At 45.7% G+C, this 14,185-nt stretch carries 12 protein-coding genes; 4 read left to right on the top strand and 8 right to left on the bottom strand.

Annotated elements, in window-relative coordinates; all coding sequences use genetic code 11:
* A partial coding sequence (locus tag AACU59_RS16940; protein WP_272925450.1) for an IS4 family transposase occupies positions 1–237 on the top strand: 237 nt, incomplete at its 5' end.
* A 64-nt stretch (positions 238–301) separates the two neighbouring features.
* Here AACU59_RS16940 and AACU59_RS16935 read toward each other — a convergent pair.
* From AACU59_RS16935 to AACU59_RS16925, 3 genes are all read right to left on the bottom strand, one after another.
* A complete protein-coding gene (locus AACU59_RS16935; protein ID WP_010319547.1) occupies positions 302–1,072 on the bottom strand; it encodes an ABC transporter permease in 771 nt (256 codons plus the stop codon).
* 5 nt (positions 1,073–1,077) lie between these two features.
* Entirely contained in the window at positions 1,078–1,998 is a 921-nt protein-coding gene (locus AACU59_RS16930; RefSeq protein WP_026027559.1) for an ABC transporter ATP-binding protein, read from the bottom strand.
* 133 nt (positions 1,999–2,131) lie between these two features.
* Positions 2,132–3,799, bottom strand: a complete 1,668-nt coding sequence (locus tag AACU59_RS16925) for a SulP family inorganic anion transporter (RefSeq protein ID WP_094145246.1) — start codon at positions 3,797–3,799, stop codon at positions 2,132–2,134.
* 250 nt (positions 3,800–4,049) lie between these two features.
* Here AACU59_RS16925 and can point away from each other — a divergent pair, with 250 nt between their 5' ends.
* Complete coding sequence (gene can / locus AACU59_RS16920; protein ID WP_013857670.1) at positions 4,050–4,718, top strand: carbonate dehydratase; 669 nt, start codon at positions 4,050–4,052, stop codon at positions 4,716–4,718.
* 84 nt (positions 4,719–4,802) lie between these two features.
* On the opposite strand, the gene hpt is transcribed toward can, so the two are convergent.
* Positions 4,803–5,333: a hypoxanthine phosphoribosyltransferase gene (gene hpt, locus AACU59_RS16915; RefSeq protein WP_088728616.1), complete on the bottom strand. Its 531-nt coding sequence runs from the start codon at positions 5,331–5,333 to the stop codon at positions 4,803–4,805.
* Between the two features lie 372 nt (positions 5,334–5,705).
* Between hpt and AACU59_RS16910 the strand changes: the two genes are divergently transcribed.
* The gene (locus tag AACU59_RS16910) at positions 5,706–6,323 is read left to right on the top strand and encodes a LuxR/HapR/OpaR family quorum-sensing transcriptional regulator (RefSeq protein WP_013857672.1); all 618 of its coding nucleotides are present in this window, start codon (positions 5,706–5,708) and stop codon (positions 6,321–6,323) included.
* 117 nt (positions 6,324–6,440) lie between these two features.
* On the opposite strand, the gene lpdA is transcribed toward AACU59_RS16910, so the two are convergent.
* The 4 genes from lpdA to pdhR all read right to left on the bottom strand — a co-directional run bounded on the left by lpdA (position 6,441) and on the right by pdhR (position 13,567).
* Positions 6,441–7,868, bottom strand: a complete 1,428-nt coding sequence (gene lpdA / locus AACU59_RS16905) for a dihydrolipoyl dehydrogenase (RefSeq protein WP_013857673.1) — start codon at positions 7,866–7,868, stop codon at positions 6,441–6,443.
* 300 nt (positions 7,869–8,168) lie between these two features.
* Positions 8,169–10,052 (bottom strand): pyruvate dehydrogenase complex dihydrolipoyllysine-residue acetyltransferase, encoded by a 1,884-nt coding sequence (aceF, locus tag AACU59_RS16900; RefSeq protein WP_088731724.1) that lies wholly within the window; start codon positions 10,050–10,052, stop codon positions 8,169–8,171.
* 18 nt (positions 10,053–10,070) lie between these two features.
* The gene (aceE, locus tag AACU59_RS16895) at positions 10,071–12,746 is read right to left on the bottom strand and encodes a pyruvate dehydrogenase (acetyl-transferring), homodimeric type (RefSeq protein ID WP_094145247.1); all 2,676 of its coding nucleotides are present in this window, start codon (positions 12,744–12,746) and stop codon (positions 10,071–10,073) included.
* A 53-nt stretch (positions 12,747–12,799) separates the two neighbouring features.
* Positions 12,800–13,567, bottom strand: coding sequence for a pyruvate dehydrogenase complex transcriptional repressor PdhR (pdhR, locus tag AACU59_RS16890; RefSeq protein ID WP_013857676.1), 768 nt, complete (start codon positions 13,565–13,567; stop codon positions 12,800–12,802).
* A 468-nt stretch (positions 13,568–14,035) separates the two neighbouring features.
* Here pdhR and AACU59_RS16885 point away from each other — a divergent pair.
* On the top strand, positions 14,036–14,185 hold a 150-nt coding region (locus tag AACU59_RS16885; RefSeq protein ID WP_443280817.1), incomplete at its 3' end, for an IS4/Tn5 family transposase DNA-binding protein.

The raw sequence follows: 14,185 nt of genomic DNA, 5'->3' as shown, positions 1-14,185 counted from the left end.
ATATTAAAAGGCAAAGCATGGAAGCTAATGTGGCTAAAGCTAGAAAGAAAAGGGCTACCGAAGGAAGCTCCGGACATATCATGGGCTTACAGAGGTATTGCTCGATTAGGGGGTTGGAAGAATACAAAGCGAACGGGTCGTGCTTCTATAAAGACATTATGGCAAGGATGGTTTAGGTTACAAACCATCCTTGAAGGGTATGAACTGGCTAAGTCTCTTGATTCACCAGACTTGTGATCAAGAGACAGGGTTAGGGTGGGGTGACCCCCTCCTAGCCTCCCCCTAAAAGGGGGAGGAACTATTAAGTCCTTAACCCGATACCACGTGAAACCAGATAATGCGCAACGCCATACAACGCCACTACAAAAATACCAAGCACACTGAACGAGGTAACAATTCCCACATCTGACACGCCAAGAAAACCGTAACGAAAGGCATTAACCATGTAGACGATTGGGTTGATTTTCGATACCGCTTGCCAAAAGTCAGGCAATAGGCTGATCGAATAAAATACCCCACCCAAGTAGGTTAATGGCGTCAATACAAAGGTAGGAATAATCGAAATGTCATCAAAGGTTTTAGCAAAAATGGCGTTAATCATGCCACCTAAAGCGAACACAACAGAGGTGAGAAAAACCGTCGCCGCAATGATCCCCCAATGATCGACCTTGAGATCAACAAAGAACAGCGACACAAGGGTCACTATCGTACCCACCAGCAAGCCACGCACTACCCCGCCCATCACAAATCCGGCGATAATAACGTAGTTAGGGACAGGCGCAACTAACAACTCTTCGATGTTTTTCTGAAACTTCGCACTAAAGAAAGAAGAGGCGACGTTCGAGTATGAGTTAGTGATCACCGACATCATGATTAAGCCCGGGACAATATATTCCATATAGCTAAAGCCGTTCATCTGGCCAATACGCGAACCAATTAGGTTGCCAAAAATAATGAAATAGAGCGTCATGGTGATGGCTGGCGGTACTAAGGTTTGCACCCAAATACGCGTAAAACGGTTGATTTCTTTAGTCAGTAAACTGCAAAAAGCCGTCCAATATAAACGATACATCATGATTATCCTCGGCTTTGCTGTTGAACAATGCTGACAAACAGCTCTTCAAGGCGGTTCGCTTTGTTGCGCATCGAAAGCACCGTAATTCCCTGTTCTGTTAACTGTGAAAAGACTGAATTTAGCCCTTTCGTTTTCTCCAACTCAATTTGTAACGAACCGTTGAGCATGGTTTGCGAGATCACACCACTGAGTTGTGGCGCTGGCGGAGAATTCTCTGCGATATCTAAAATAAAAGTTTCGAGCTGTAATTTAGCCAGCAAATCCTTCATCGAGGTATTTTCAATAAGCTCACCTCGGTTAATAATGCCGATATTGCGGCACAGCATCTCCGCTTCTTCTAAATAGTGCGTGGTTAAGATAATGGTGATCCCTTGCGCGTTAATCTCGGTTAAGAACTCCCACATCGAACGGCGCAGTTCAATATCCACACCGGCGGTGGGTTCATCTAAAATCAGCAACTTAGGCTCATGCATTAAGGCTCGAGCAATCATCAAACGGCGTTTCATACCACCAGAAAGATTACGTGCTCGCTCTTTACGTTTTTCCCACAAATCGAGTTTTGAGAGGTACTTCTCTGCCCTCTCTTTCGCTAACGCTTTCGTCACGCCGTAATACCCAGCTTGCTGCAACACAATTTGCTCAACCGTTTCAAACTGGTTGAAGTTAAACTCCTGCGGTACTAAACCAATATGTTGCTTGGCCAGTTCAAGATCTTTATCAATATCAAAACCAAACACTTTAACGGTGCCAGAGGTTTTATTGACCAGCGAAGAGATAATGCCAATGGTAGTTGATTTCCCGGCCCCATTGGGCCCAAGCAGTGCGTAAAAATCGCCTTTTTCAACCTGTAAACTGACCCCTTTTAGGGCCTCAAACCCACCAGCGTAAGTTTTTCGTAATTGTTCTATTTCTAATGCGTACATTCCACGGATCACTCTTTGTGATGTTAACCTATCCAATGTGCTGCTAAGGCTCGCGTTTTTCAACCCAATATTAGAAATTGATAAAATAAAAAACGCAGATCCAGCGATCTGCGTAATTCATTCTTGCACAAGCTTAACGATTTTGGGCTACCTGCTTAACCGCAGCATTGAGCGCTTCATAACGAAACGAAAAAGTCTGCTCGGTTGGCACCAAATCCAAAATATGAAACTTTTCCAGTTGCTGTTTGGTGTGCACATTTGGGCAAAGTAAGTAGACCGCGCAGTGGGCATCTAAGGCATCATTAATCGCGTTTTCTAAAGCAAGCCCAACCGTCACATCAATCATAGGTACATCAGTAAGATCTAAAATCATCGCTTCATAGTCACTGATGTGATTGTGCTGGCGAGCGATCGCTTTAGATACACTAAAAATCATCGGCCCTGAGAGATAAAAAAACAGCACCTTACCATTGGCTTGATCCAATAAAGCTCGTTCGCTATCAGTCAATGGCACATCGTTTTCATCAGCATCACTAATGGCTTTCACTTGGCGAGCTTGCTCGCGGCTCAAGCGTTCTATGATCAAAATATTTGAGATAAAAACGCCCAAGCCAACCGCAACAATCAAATCGACAAAGACAGTTAACAGCATCACGCCATACATGATGGCCATCCCCTGCACACTCACTTTATGCGCGCGTTGGATAAAGCTCCAATCAAGAATGTTAAAACCAACATACACCGCAATCCCTGCCAATACCGCCATTGGAATCGGTTCGGTTAAGCCTCCTGCCACCAACACCACTAAGGCTAATATTAAGGCACGAACTACACCAGACAGAGGAGAACGCGCGCCGACCTGAATATTGGTCACCGTCCCCATGGTTGCACCTGCACCCGGCAACGCACCCAATAAACCCGCGATCATATTAGCCAGCCCTTGCCCTCGCAGTTCTTTATCGGAATCATGCTCTTTACGCGTTAGAGAATCGCCAATTACCGCGGTGAGCAACGTATCAATGCAGCCAAGCGTACCGAGTACTAAAGCGTCAATCACCATGGTGGTGAACATCTCGGCATTAAAGGTTGGAATAACAAAAGAGGGTAAGCCAGCAGGGATCACACCAATACGGCGGATCTCTTCGCTATCAAATAACAGTACCGAAACAAGCGTCACGCCGACTAAAGCGACCAATTGAACGGGCACTTGTTTGCGATATTGAGCCGGGAGAAAAAATAAAATGCCTAAGGTTAACAAACCAAGAAAGAGCTCACTGAACTTCATCTGACTAATGATCTCGGGCAACGCGGTTAACGTTCCCATCACTCCCCCAGCGGGGGCCGCCTGACCAAGCAGCGGTGACAACTGCAGGATAATCAAAATCACCCCAATTCCTGACATAAAGCCAGAGATCACGCTATAGGGCATTAAGGTGATGTATTTCCCGAGTTTTAAAGTGCCAAGTACAATCTGAAAAGCACCTGCCATCATGACAACCGTGAAGCTAACTGCAAGCCCCGTTTCAGGGTAACGCGCCACCATGCTGGTTAAAATGGCCGTCATAATGACCGTCATTGGCCCTGTGGGTTCAGAAATTAATGTAGATGAACCACCAAACAAGGCAGCAAACAGCCCCACCAATATTGCTCCCCAAAGCCCTGCTTCTGCACCCGCACCAGACGCCACACCAAAAGCCAAGGCAAGTGGCAGTGAAATAATCGCGGTCGTGACGCCACCAAAGACGTCACCTTTTAGGTCGATATCGGCAAAACGGCCTCTAAACACAATGCTTTTCCTCATACTCAAAATAGGTTGTCTCACTCTAACAAATCATCATTCTAATCATTAACCATTATTTTACATGTGATTGATTCTCTGTTGACCATCCAAATAGCGATGGAAGCAGTTTAATTTTTTTACTAGGAAAACTCGTCAGATGAGTGAGTGTTTTGTCATTTTATAAGAGAACAGAATTGTAACATTGTGTATAGTCAGGCCTATTCTTGCGCATTACCATTGATGCGATTGAACTATTTTTAAGGGAAGTGAGATGCCAGAACTGAAACAGCTTTTTGAAAATAACTCACGTTGGTCTGAATCGATTAAGGCTGAACGTCCTGAGTACTTTGCAAAACTCGCTCGCGGGCAAGACCCAGATTTTCTATGGATTGGTTGTTCTGATAGCCGAGTTCCGGCCGAGCGTTTGACTGGGCTTTATTCTGGTGAGCTGTTTGTACACCGCAACGTTGCAAACCAAGTGATTCACACTGACCTTAACTGCCTTTCTGTGGTGCAGTACGCGGTTGACGTACTGAAGGTCAAGCACATCATCATCTGTGGGCACTATGACTGCGGTGGCGTCAACGCAGCGATTGATAACCCACCGCTGGGCTTGATCAACAACTGGTTACTGCATGTGCGTGACTTATACCTTAAGCACCGTACCTACTTAGATGCAATGCCAGAACAAGATAAAGCTGACAAATTGTGCGAAATCAACGTTGCCGAGCAAGTGTATAATTTAGGTAACTCAACCGTACTGCAAAACGCATGGGAGCGCGGCCAAGATGTCGAGCTGCATGGCGTGGTCTACGGTATTGAAGACGGACGTTTGGAATACTTAGGCGTTCGCTGCGATTCACGTGAGCGAGTCAACGACACCTATCAAAAAGCGATGGAAAAAATTCTTAATGCGCAACATAACTTGCTGTGTCGATAACAGCGTGTTAATTGCCGTTAAAACTGATAGTTAAAAATATAGAATGCCCACTATTTAGTGGGCATTCTATTATCGCTGGCAAAATTACGCTTGCGGCACAACTTTACCAATGTAAGGTAGGTGACGATATTTTTGCGCGTAATCGATACCTACGCCCACGACAAATTCATCTGGGATTTCAAAACCGATCCACTTGACCTCTACAGGTACTTCACGGCGTGAAGGCTTATCCAGTAAAGTACAAATGTGAATGGATTTAGGTTCACGTAAAGACAAAATTTCTTTTACTTTATTTAGTGTATTACCCGTATCAATAATGTCTTCTACCAGCAACACATCTTTACCTTTAATGTCATCATCCAGATCTTTCAGAATGCGCACATCACGTGAGCTTTGCATCGTGTTGCCATAGCTTGACGCGGTCATAAAATCGACTTGATGAACTAAGTCGATCGCGCGAGCTAAGTCTGCCATGAAGACAAATGAGCCGCGCAACAAGCCCACCAGCACCAGATCTTCACTACCTTTGTAATGCTCTGTGATTTGTTTGCCTAATTCACGAATTCGTTCCTGAACCACTTGCTCAGAAATCATCACTTCAACTGTATGTTTCATACTGTTCTCTTTTCGGGTGATGCGACACGCTACGATCATCGCAGTTTAATGATGGCGTCGCGTAACTAGCTTGGCGCGTATAGTACCACTGCCACACAGGATAGTTAAATAATTAGGCAAAACTCTGGGTATGATGAAAGAAAGCTCCTACGCTGCCGCAGACACGCTCACCACAAATACGCCACATCAATAAAAGATACAATAAAACACGTTGAATCCGATGGGATTTAACACGATCGCACAAAAAACAAACTCGAAACGTTGACCTCAACCATATGCAGCAGTACACTCATAAAGCTTTAAAGCAACTAACAAAATAATCATTAGAGCGAAAAGCTCAATTCAACAGTCATTGGCAAGGATTAACAACTCATGGAAACATCGATAGAAAAACGCCCCAGAACTCGCTTATCACCACAAAAACGCAAACTTCAACTGATGGAAATCGCCCTTGAAGTGTTTGCTACACGGGGAATAGGCCGAGGTGGCCACGCAGATATTGCTGAAATCGCCCAAGTTTCAGTCGCTACTGTCTTTAACTACTTTCCAACCCGAGAAGATTTAGTCGACGACGTACTCACTCATGTTGTACGTCAGTTTTCAAACTTCCTCGCAGATAATATTGATCTTGATTTGCATGCGAAAGATAACTTAACCAACATCACCACTAAGATGATTTCTCTTGTGATTGAAGATTGTCACTGGTTAAAAGTATGGTTTGAATGGAGCGCTTCAACGCGCGAAGAAGTGTGGCCACTTTTTGTCTCCACCAACCGTACTAATCAACTTTTGGTACAAAATATGTTTATCAAAGCCATTGAACGTGGCGAAGTGTGCGATCGGCATGAACCAGAACATCTTGCTACGCTCTTTCTTGGTATCTTCTACTCACTGTTTGTACAAGCAAATCGTATACAAGACGAAGCCAGCATGGGTGTACTCGTGAAAAGCTACCTCAGCATGCTCTGCATCTATAAAAAAGATCACTAGGCTTAACTTCCTAGTCTCTGAATTATGAGCATAAAAAAACCGCTGAATTCAGCGGTTTTTACTATTTAACTAACCAGCAATTTAATGAACCGGCAATTTAACGCATCAGCGTTGAAGTTACTTTTTCTTCTTCGCTTTTGCGTTTGGCAGATCAGTAATCGTGCCTTCAAATACTTCTGCAGCAAGGCCTACCGATTCATGTAACGTTGGGTGAGCATGAATCGTCAAAGCGATATCTTCTGCATCACAACCCATCTCGATAGCCAAACCGATTTCACCAAGCAGTTCGCCGCCGTTAGTACCAACGATAGCGCCACCAATCACACGGTGAGTCTCTTTATCAAAGATAAGCTTAGTCATACCGTCAGCACAATCAGAAGCGATAGCACGGCCAGAAGCTGCCCATGGGAATGTCGCGACTTCGTAGTTAATGCCTTCTGCTTTGGCTTCTTTTTCAGTTTTACCAACCCAAGCCACTTCTGGCTCAGTGTACGCAATTGAAGGGATAACTTTAGGATCGAAGTAGTGCTTCTTACCAGAAATTACTTCTGCCGCTACGTGGCCTTCATGCACACCTTTGTGCGCCAACATTGGTTGACCAACGATATCACCGATCGCAAAGATATGAGGAACGTTAGTACGCATTTGCTTATCAACATTGATAAAGCCGCGCTCATCCACTTCAATACCTGCTTTTTCAGCATCCATCAGCTTACCGTTTGGTACGCGGCCGATAGCAACAAGAACGGCATCATAACGCTCAGCTTGCGCTGGTGCTTTTTTGCCTTCCATTGAAACGTAGATACCATCTTCTTTTGCTTCAACAGCGGTTACTTTGGTTTCAAGCATCAGGTTAAATTTGTCTTTGATACGTTTGGTGTAGACTTTAACCATGTCTTTATCCGCCGCTGGGATAAGTTGGTCAAACATCTCAACCACATCAATCTTAGAACCTAGCGAGTGGTAAACCGTCGCCATTTCTAGACCGATGATACCACCACCCATGATCAACAGTTTTCCAGGAACTTCTTTCAATTCAAGTGCATCCGTTGAATCCCAAATGCGTGGGTCTTCATGAGGAATGAATGGCAGTTTAATTGGACGAGAACCAGCTGCAACGATGGCGTTATCAAAGTTAACCACGGTTTTACCGTCTTCACCTTCAACTTCAATGGCGTTAGGGCCAGTAAATTTGCCGAAACCGTTCACGACAGTCACTTTGCGCATCTTCGCCATACCGCCAAGACCGCCCGTTAACTGGTTGATGACTTTTTCTTTCCAAAGGCGGATTTTATCGATGTCCGTTTGTGGTTCACCAAACACAATACCGTGCTGGGCCAATGCTTTCGCTTCTTCGATAACTTTTGCAACGTGCAGCAACGCTTTTGATGGGATACAACCCACGTTCAAACACACACCGCCAAGGGTGCTGTAGCGTTCAACAAGTACTGTTTCAAGACCTAAGTCTGCACAGCGGAATGCAGCGGAGTAACCAGCAGGACCGGCACCAAGTACGACGACTTGGGCTTTGATTTCTTTGCTCATTTTGACCTCTTGTAGTCATTATCCCTAACAGGCTGAGTGGATGTTCTCGTTGTTTTTAGTGTTTAATCCAATGAATTAAACCCATGACTGAGCCAATTACTTAAAACAAATGAATTAAAACGAATTATTTTCAGACCGCAACAGTTTACAGAGATGTTAATGGTGTGAAAAGTAAATCCATTTAGCCTGTGAGCTAGACGACAATTCGATTAAGAAAAAACCCTTCATAATCCAATTGTTCAATTATTCGTGTTAACAAGGGCGGCTTTAACGGCCGCCCTCTCTTTCACTAAACTTGGCTTACAGAACCAGACGACGAATGTCTGATAGCGCACCATTTAGGAATGTGATGAAACGCGCACCTTCCGCACCATCAATCACACGGTGATCGTATGACAGTGATAGTGGCAGTTGTAGGCGTGGTTCGAACTCTTTACCGTTCCACACTGGCTTAAACTCAGACTTAGATACCCCAAGGATACCGACTTCTGGCGCGTTAACGATAGGCGTAAACGCTGTACCGCCGATGCCACCTAAGCTAGAGATAGTGAAACAGCCACCTTGCATGTCTGCAGCGGTCAGTTTACCTGCACGAGCTTTCTTCGATACTTCAGCCAGCTCTCTTGATAACTCATAAATGCCTTTTTTGTTCACATCTTTGAAGACAGGAACAACAAGACCATTTGGCGTATCAACAGCAATACCCACGTTCACGTACTTCTTCAGAATCAAGCTTTCGCCATCTTCAGAAAGTGAAGAGTTAAACGATGGGAATGCTTCTAGTGCTTTCGCTACCGCTTTCATGATGAACACCAGTGGGGTGATCTTCATGCCAGTGTCGTTCTTCGCTTCAATCGCATTTTGCTCTTTACGGAAGTTCTCAAGCTCGGTGATATCCGCATTATCCCATTGGGTAACGTGTGGGATCATCACCCAGTTACGATGCAAGTTAGCACCAGAGATCTTCTTAATACGTGAAAGCGGTTTTACTTCTGTGTCACCAAACTTGCTGAAGTCCACTTTTGGCCAAGGTAGCAAGCCAAGCGCGGCGCCATCACCTTTACCAGAAGCCACTGCGGCAGAACCAGATTCAAGACGCTTAAGCGCTTCTTTCACGTAGTTTTGCACGTCTTCTTTTAGGATGCGGCTCTTACGGCCAGAACCTTTGACTTTCGCTAGGTTAACACCAAATTCACGCGCAATACGGCGCACAACCGGTGATGCATGAGAGTACTCATTGTTCTCTTCAAACTCGGCAGGTGCTGCCACCGCTGATTTTACCGCTTCCGCTTTTGGCGCTGATGCTGCTGGAGCCGCTGCTTGCGCAGGGGCCGCTACGGCAACGGGCGCTGCACCGGCAACTTCAAACACCATGATAAGAGAGCCTGTTGACACCTTATCGCCAGCTGCAACTTTGATCTCTTTCACAACACCAGCAAACGGCGCAGGAACTTCCATTGATGCTTTATCGCCTTCAACGGTGATAAGAGACTGCTCTTCACTCACGGTATCGCCAACCGCCACCATGATTTCCGTCACTTCGACTTCATCACCACCGATATCCGGTACGTGGATCTCTTTTGCTGCCGAAGCGGCTGGTGCTGCAGCTACAGGTGCTGCCACTTGAGCAGAGGCTGCCGCCGGAGCAGAACCCGCCACTTCAAAGATCATCACCAGTGAGCCTGTCGATACTTTATCGCCCGCGGCCACTTTGATCTCTTTCAGTACACCAGCAAATGGAGCAGGTACTTCCATTGAGGCTTTGTCACCTTCAACCGTCAGTAGAGATTGCTCTTCTGCGATTGAATCGCCGACTGCAACCATGATTTCAGTGACTTCCACTTCATCACCGCCGATATCTGGCACGTGAACTTCTTTAAGCTCAGCGACAGCCGCGGCAGCAGGAGCCGCAACCGGTGCAGCTTCCACTGCTGGAGCTGCGACCGCAGCGCCTTCTGCTTCAAAAATCATGATAAGTGAACCGGTCGATACTTTATCGCCCGCGACTACTTTGATTTCTTTTACAATACCCGCTTGAGAAGCTGGTACTTCCATAGAAGCCTTATCACCTTCTACAGTAATAAGAGATTGCTCTTCTTCAACCTTGTCGCCAACGCTGACAAGAATCTCAGTAACTTCAACCTCATCCGCACCAATATCCGGTACATTAATTTCGATTGCCATTATTCTTTCCTACCTTAATTAAGCGTATAGCGGGTTTGTTTTTTCAGTATCGATGTTGAATTTCTTAATCGCTTCAACCACAACTGATTTCTCAACATCACCACGTTTCGCTAGTTCGCTTAGCGCGGCAACCACTACGTAACCTGCGTTCACTTCGAAGTGACGACGTAGGTTTTCACGGCTATCAGAACGACCAAAACCATCAGTACCTAGTACTTTGTATGATTCAGCCGGGATAAACGCACGTGCTTGCTCAGCGTAGTTCTTCATGTAGTCAGTTGCTGCGATGGCAGGCTCGTTACCCATTACCGTTTGAATGTAAGGTACTTGCGGCTGCGCTTCAGGGTGAAGCATGTTGTAACGCTCACATGCTTGGCCATCACGAGTCACTTCGTTGAATGATGTTACTGAGTAAACATCAGAAGCCACGCCGTACTCATCACTTAAGATTTGAGCCGCTTTGCGTACTTCGTTCATGATCGTACCTGAGCTCATTAACTGAACTTTACCTTTAGAGCCAGTCGTTCCTTGTGGAGCGTAGCTTTCTAATTTGTAGATACCTTTACGAATACCTTCTTCAGCGCCTTGTGGCATTTCAGGCATTGCGTAGTTCTCGTTCATCAGCGTTAGGTAGTAGAACACGTTCTCTTGATCGCCATACATGCGGCGAATACCGTCTTGCATGATGACTGCAACTTCGTAAGCAAATGTTGGATCGTAAGAAATACAGTTAGGAACCGTTGCTGCCAATATGTGCGAGTGACCATCTTCGTGCTGTAGACCTTCACCGTTCAGCGTCGTACGACCAGCGGTAGCACCCAATAGGAAACCACGTGCTTGTTGGTCACCTGCCATCCATGCCATGTCGCCAACACGTTGGAAACCAAACATAGAGTAGTAGATGTAGAACGGAATCATTGGCAGATCGTTTGTCGAGTATGAAGTTGCAGCAGCAACCCATGAAGACATAGCACCCAGCTCGTTAATCCCTTCTTGCAGCACCTGACCTGAAGTCGCTTCTTTATAGTAAGAAACGATGTCGCGGTCTTGAGGAGTGTAGTTCTGACCGTGTGGGTTATAGATACCGATTTGACGGAATAGACCTTCCATACCGAAAGTACGTGCTTCATCTGCAATGATTGGCACAATATTTTTACCAATGCTCTTATCTTTGAGCAAAATGTTCAACGCACGGACAAACGCCATTGTGGTTGAGATTTCACGTTTTTGCTCTTCAAGCAGAGGCTTGAACTCTTCAACCGCTGGAATCACAAGTTCTTGAGTGAACTTAGGCAAGCGTTGAGGTGTGTAACCTTTTAGCGCTTTACGGCGAGCGTGTAAGTATTCGTGCTCTTTCGAGCCTTCTGCCAATGTTAGGTATGGCAACTCTTTCACAGCTTCATCCGTCAGAAGATCTTGTAGACCAAGACGATCACGCAGTTGCAGCACGTGAGTCATGTCCATTTTCTTCACTTGGTGAGCGATGTTCTTACCTTCTGCCGCTTCACCCATACCGTAACCTTTAACGGTCTTCGCCAGAATCACGGTTGGCTTGCCTTTCGTGTCTTGAGCATTAGTAAAGGCTGCGTACAGTTTAGAAGACTCGTGACCACCACGCTTGAGCGCGAAAATTTGATCGTCAGTCATATCAGCAACAAGCGCCGCTGTTTCTGGGTATTTACCAAAGAAGTGTTTACGCACGTAAGCACCATCTTTCGCTTTAAATGTTTGGTAGTCACCATCGATGGTTTCGTTCATCAACTGAAGCAGCTTACCTGTGGTGTCTTTCGCCAGTAGAGAATCCCAGTTGTTACCCCAAATCACTTTAACAACGTTCCAACCTGCGCCTTTAAATAGGCCTTCAAGTTCTTGGATGATCTTACCGTTACCCATGACAGGGCCGTCTAGACGTTGCAAGTTACAGTTGATAAGGAAACATAGGTTATCAAGCTTCTCACGAGCGGCGAATGAAATCGCACCGCGTGATTCTGGCTCATCCATCTCGCCATCACCTAGGAACGCGTATACACGCTGTTCAGAAGTGTCTTTCATACCACGGCCATCAAGATATTTGAGGAAACGCGCTTGATAGATTGCAGAAATTGGACCCAGCCCCATAGATACGGTCGGGAATTGCCAGAATTCAGGCATCAATTTCGGGTGTGGGTAGGAAGGAATACCTTTGCCATCCACTTCTTGGCGGAAGTTGTCAAGTTGCTCAGCCGTTAGGCGGCCTTCAACGAACGCACGTGCGTAGATCCCTGGAGAGATGTGACCTTGATAATAAACCAAGTCACCGCCATCTTTTTCATTAGGCGCACGGAAGAAGTGGTTAAAACATGTTTCGTAGAACGAAGCAGAAGACTGGAATGACGCCATGTGGCCGCCAAGATCGAGGTCTTTTTTCGATGCACGTAGAACGATCATAATCGCGTTCCAACGGATGATTGAGCGAATGCGACGCTCAAGCGTTGTGTCACCTGGGTATGCTGGTTCTTGCGCAGCTGGAATGGTGTTGATGTAGTTCGTGGTAATACCGGTTGGCATATCAACACCGTCTAGACGTGCTTTATCTAGAATTTGCTCAAGTAAGAACTGAGCGCGTTCTACACCTTCTTCACGTACAACTGACTCAAGGGCGGCTAGCCATTCCTGAGTTTCCAGTGCATCTACGTCATGCTTCATGTCAGACATGGCGATCTATCCTTCTATTGGTTGGATCTATAAAACAAGCAATTCGCCGTAGGTTACGACTCATTACCCTGCTGAATTCGGCGCAACGAACGCTCACGACGAGACTCTTCTTTGGTCAAATCCAACAATGTTTCTTCGATATAAGCTAAGTGAGAATGGGACATTTCGCGCGCCTTTTCCGGCTGACCAGAAACGATCGCATCCACGATATTAGCTCGGTGTCTACTTACTTTCTCCACCACTTCATGGCGGCGGTGTAATAGTTTTAAATTCTGTAGAACATTTTGCTCAAGCAAAGGAGCGAGGCTGCGAACAATATGCAAAAGCACCACGTTGTGGGCCGCTTCAGTGAGAGCGACTAAAAACGCGACCACCGCAGACGCTTCTGCTTCGACCTCTTTTTTCGCTTGTTGTTCACCAATTCTCGCCAAACAGGCTTGAATGCGAGCAAAATCTTCCTCAGTACCACGCAATGCTGCGAAATAAGCTGAAATACCTTCCATCGCGTGGCGCGATTCCAATAGATCGAGCTGGGTTTCAGAGTGGCTAGACAATAAATTTAGCAGAGGATCAGAAAAACTCTGCCAAATGTTCTCACTGACAAACGTACCTCCACCTTGACGGCGGGTTAATAAACGCTTGGCTTCGAGGCGTTGAATGGCTTCACGAATGGATGGACGAGACACCTCGAACTGTTTTGCCAGTTCTCGTTCTGGAGGCAATTGTTGCCCCGGAGAGAGTGTTCCTTCCACTATCAGCCTTTCTAACTCCTGTTCAATTACATCAGAGAGTTTTGGCTGACGAATCCTTTGATAAGCCATAATTTATTATTCTTCTACTCTTTGCAGTCAATTGGTAATACCAATTTCAAGTTGGTGCAGAAATTAACATAATTAAAACGTAGCTGTCCAGCCAAAAGTTGACCTAAATCATAGAACAGCCCACGCTTAAACACTTTGATAACAATAGTCGATTAAAACAGCAATATTATTGGTCAGACCAATTACAAAATGAATACAGATGGGGAAATGATGGGCTAGAAATGGGGAAATATTCGTTGTCATCTACCCTTTCTAGAGAAAACATTCTTTGGCTCCTCCCCCTTCTAGGTGGACGCTGGGAGGGGGTGTAATTCGAAAAATACACAATCAATCAAAAGAGACACCCCACCCTAACCCTGTCTCTTATACACAAATCCCCAAGCCTCTGCTTGGGGATTTTTTTGAACTAATTTTATGTTTCATGATCTGATCATCTAAGCAATAACAAGGATGATTAGAATGACTTATATAGAACCAACCCTCTGGGCACAAAAGCAATTTGGTCAAGCTCACCTCAATGACCCAAGACGTACTCAAAGACTCGTTGCCCTAGCAGCCTCTCTGGCCGAGCAACCTGGCGTACCGGTCTCGAAACTCATCATCTCCCCTGCTGATATG

This window comes from Vibrio sp. V23_P3S9T160 (assembly GCF_963886625.1).
Lineage (GTDB): Bacteria > Pseudomonadota > Gammaproteobacteria > Enterobacterales > Vibrionaceae > Vibrio > Vibrio anguillarum.
The sequence above is the reverse complement of the archived record's forward strand: the minus strand, read 5'-3'. Positions and strand labels throughout refer to the sequence as shown.

Coding starts and splice junctions, on each gene's coding strand:
- hpt (WP_088728616.1), bottom strand. CDS start 5,333: ATGAAACATACAGTTGAAGTGATGATTTCTGAGCAAGTGGTTCAGGAA.
- pdhR (WP_013857676.1), bottom strand. CDS start 13,567: ATGGCTTATCAAAGGATTCGTCAGCCAAAACTCTCTGATGTAATTGAA.
- AACU59_RS16910 (WP_013857672.1), top strand. CDS start 5,706: ATGGAAACATCGATAGAAAAACGCCCCAGAACTCGCTTATCACCACAA.
- can (WP_013857670.1), top strand. CDS start 4,050: ATGCCAGAACTGAAACAGCTTTTTGAAAATAACTCACGTTGGTCTGAA.
- aceF (WP_088731724.1), bottom strand. CDS start 10,052: ATGGCAATCGAAATTAATGTACCGGATATTGGTGCGGATGAGGTTGAA.
- AACU59_RS16925 (WP_094145246.1), bottom strand. CDS start 3,799: ATGAGGAAAAGCATTGTGTTTAGAGGCCGTTTTGCCGATATCGACCTA.
- lpdA (WP_013857673.1), bottom strand. CDS start 7,868: ATGAGCAAAGAAATCAAAGCCCAAGTCGTCGTACTTGGTGCCGGTCCT.
- AACU59_RS16930 (WP_026027559.1), bottom strand. CDS start 1,998: ATGTACGCATTAGAAATAGAACAATTACGAAAAACTTACGCTGGTGGG.
- AACU59_RS16935 (WP_010319547.1), bottom strand. CDS start 1,072: ATGTATCGTTTATATTGGACGGCTTTTTGCAGTTTACTGACTAAAGAA.
- aceE (WP_094145247.1), bottom strand. CDS start 12,746: ATGTCTGACATGAAGCATGACGTAGATGCACTGGAAACTCAGGAATGG.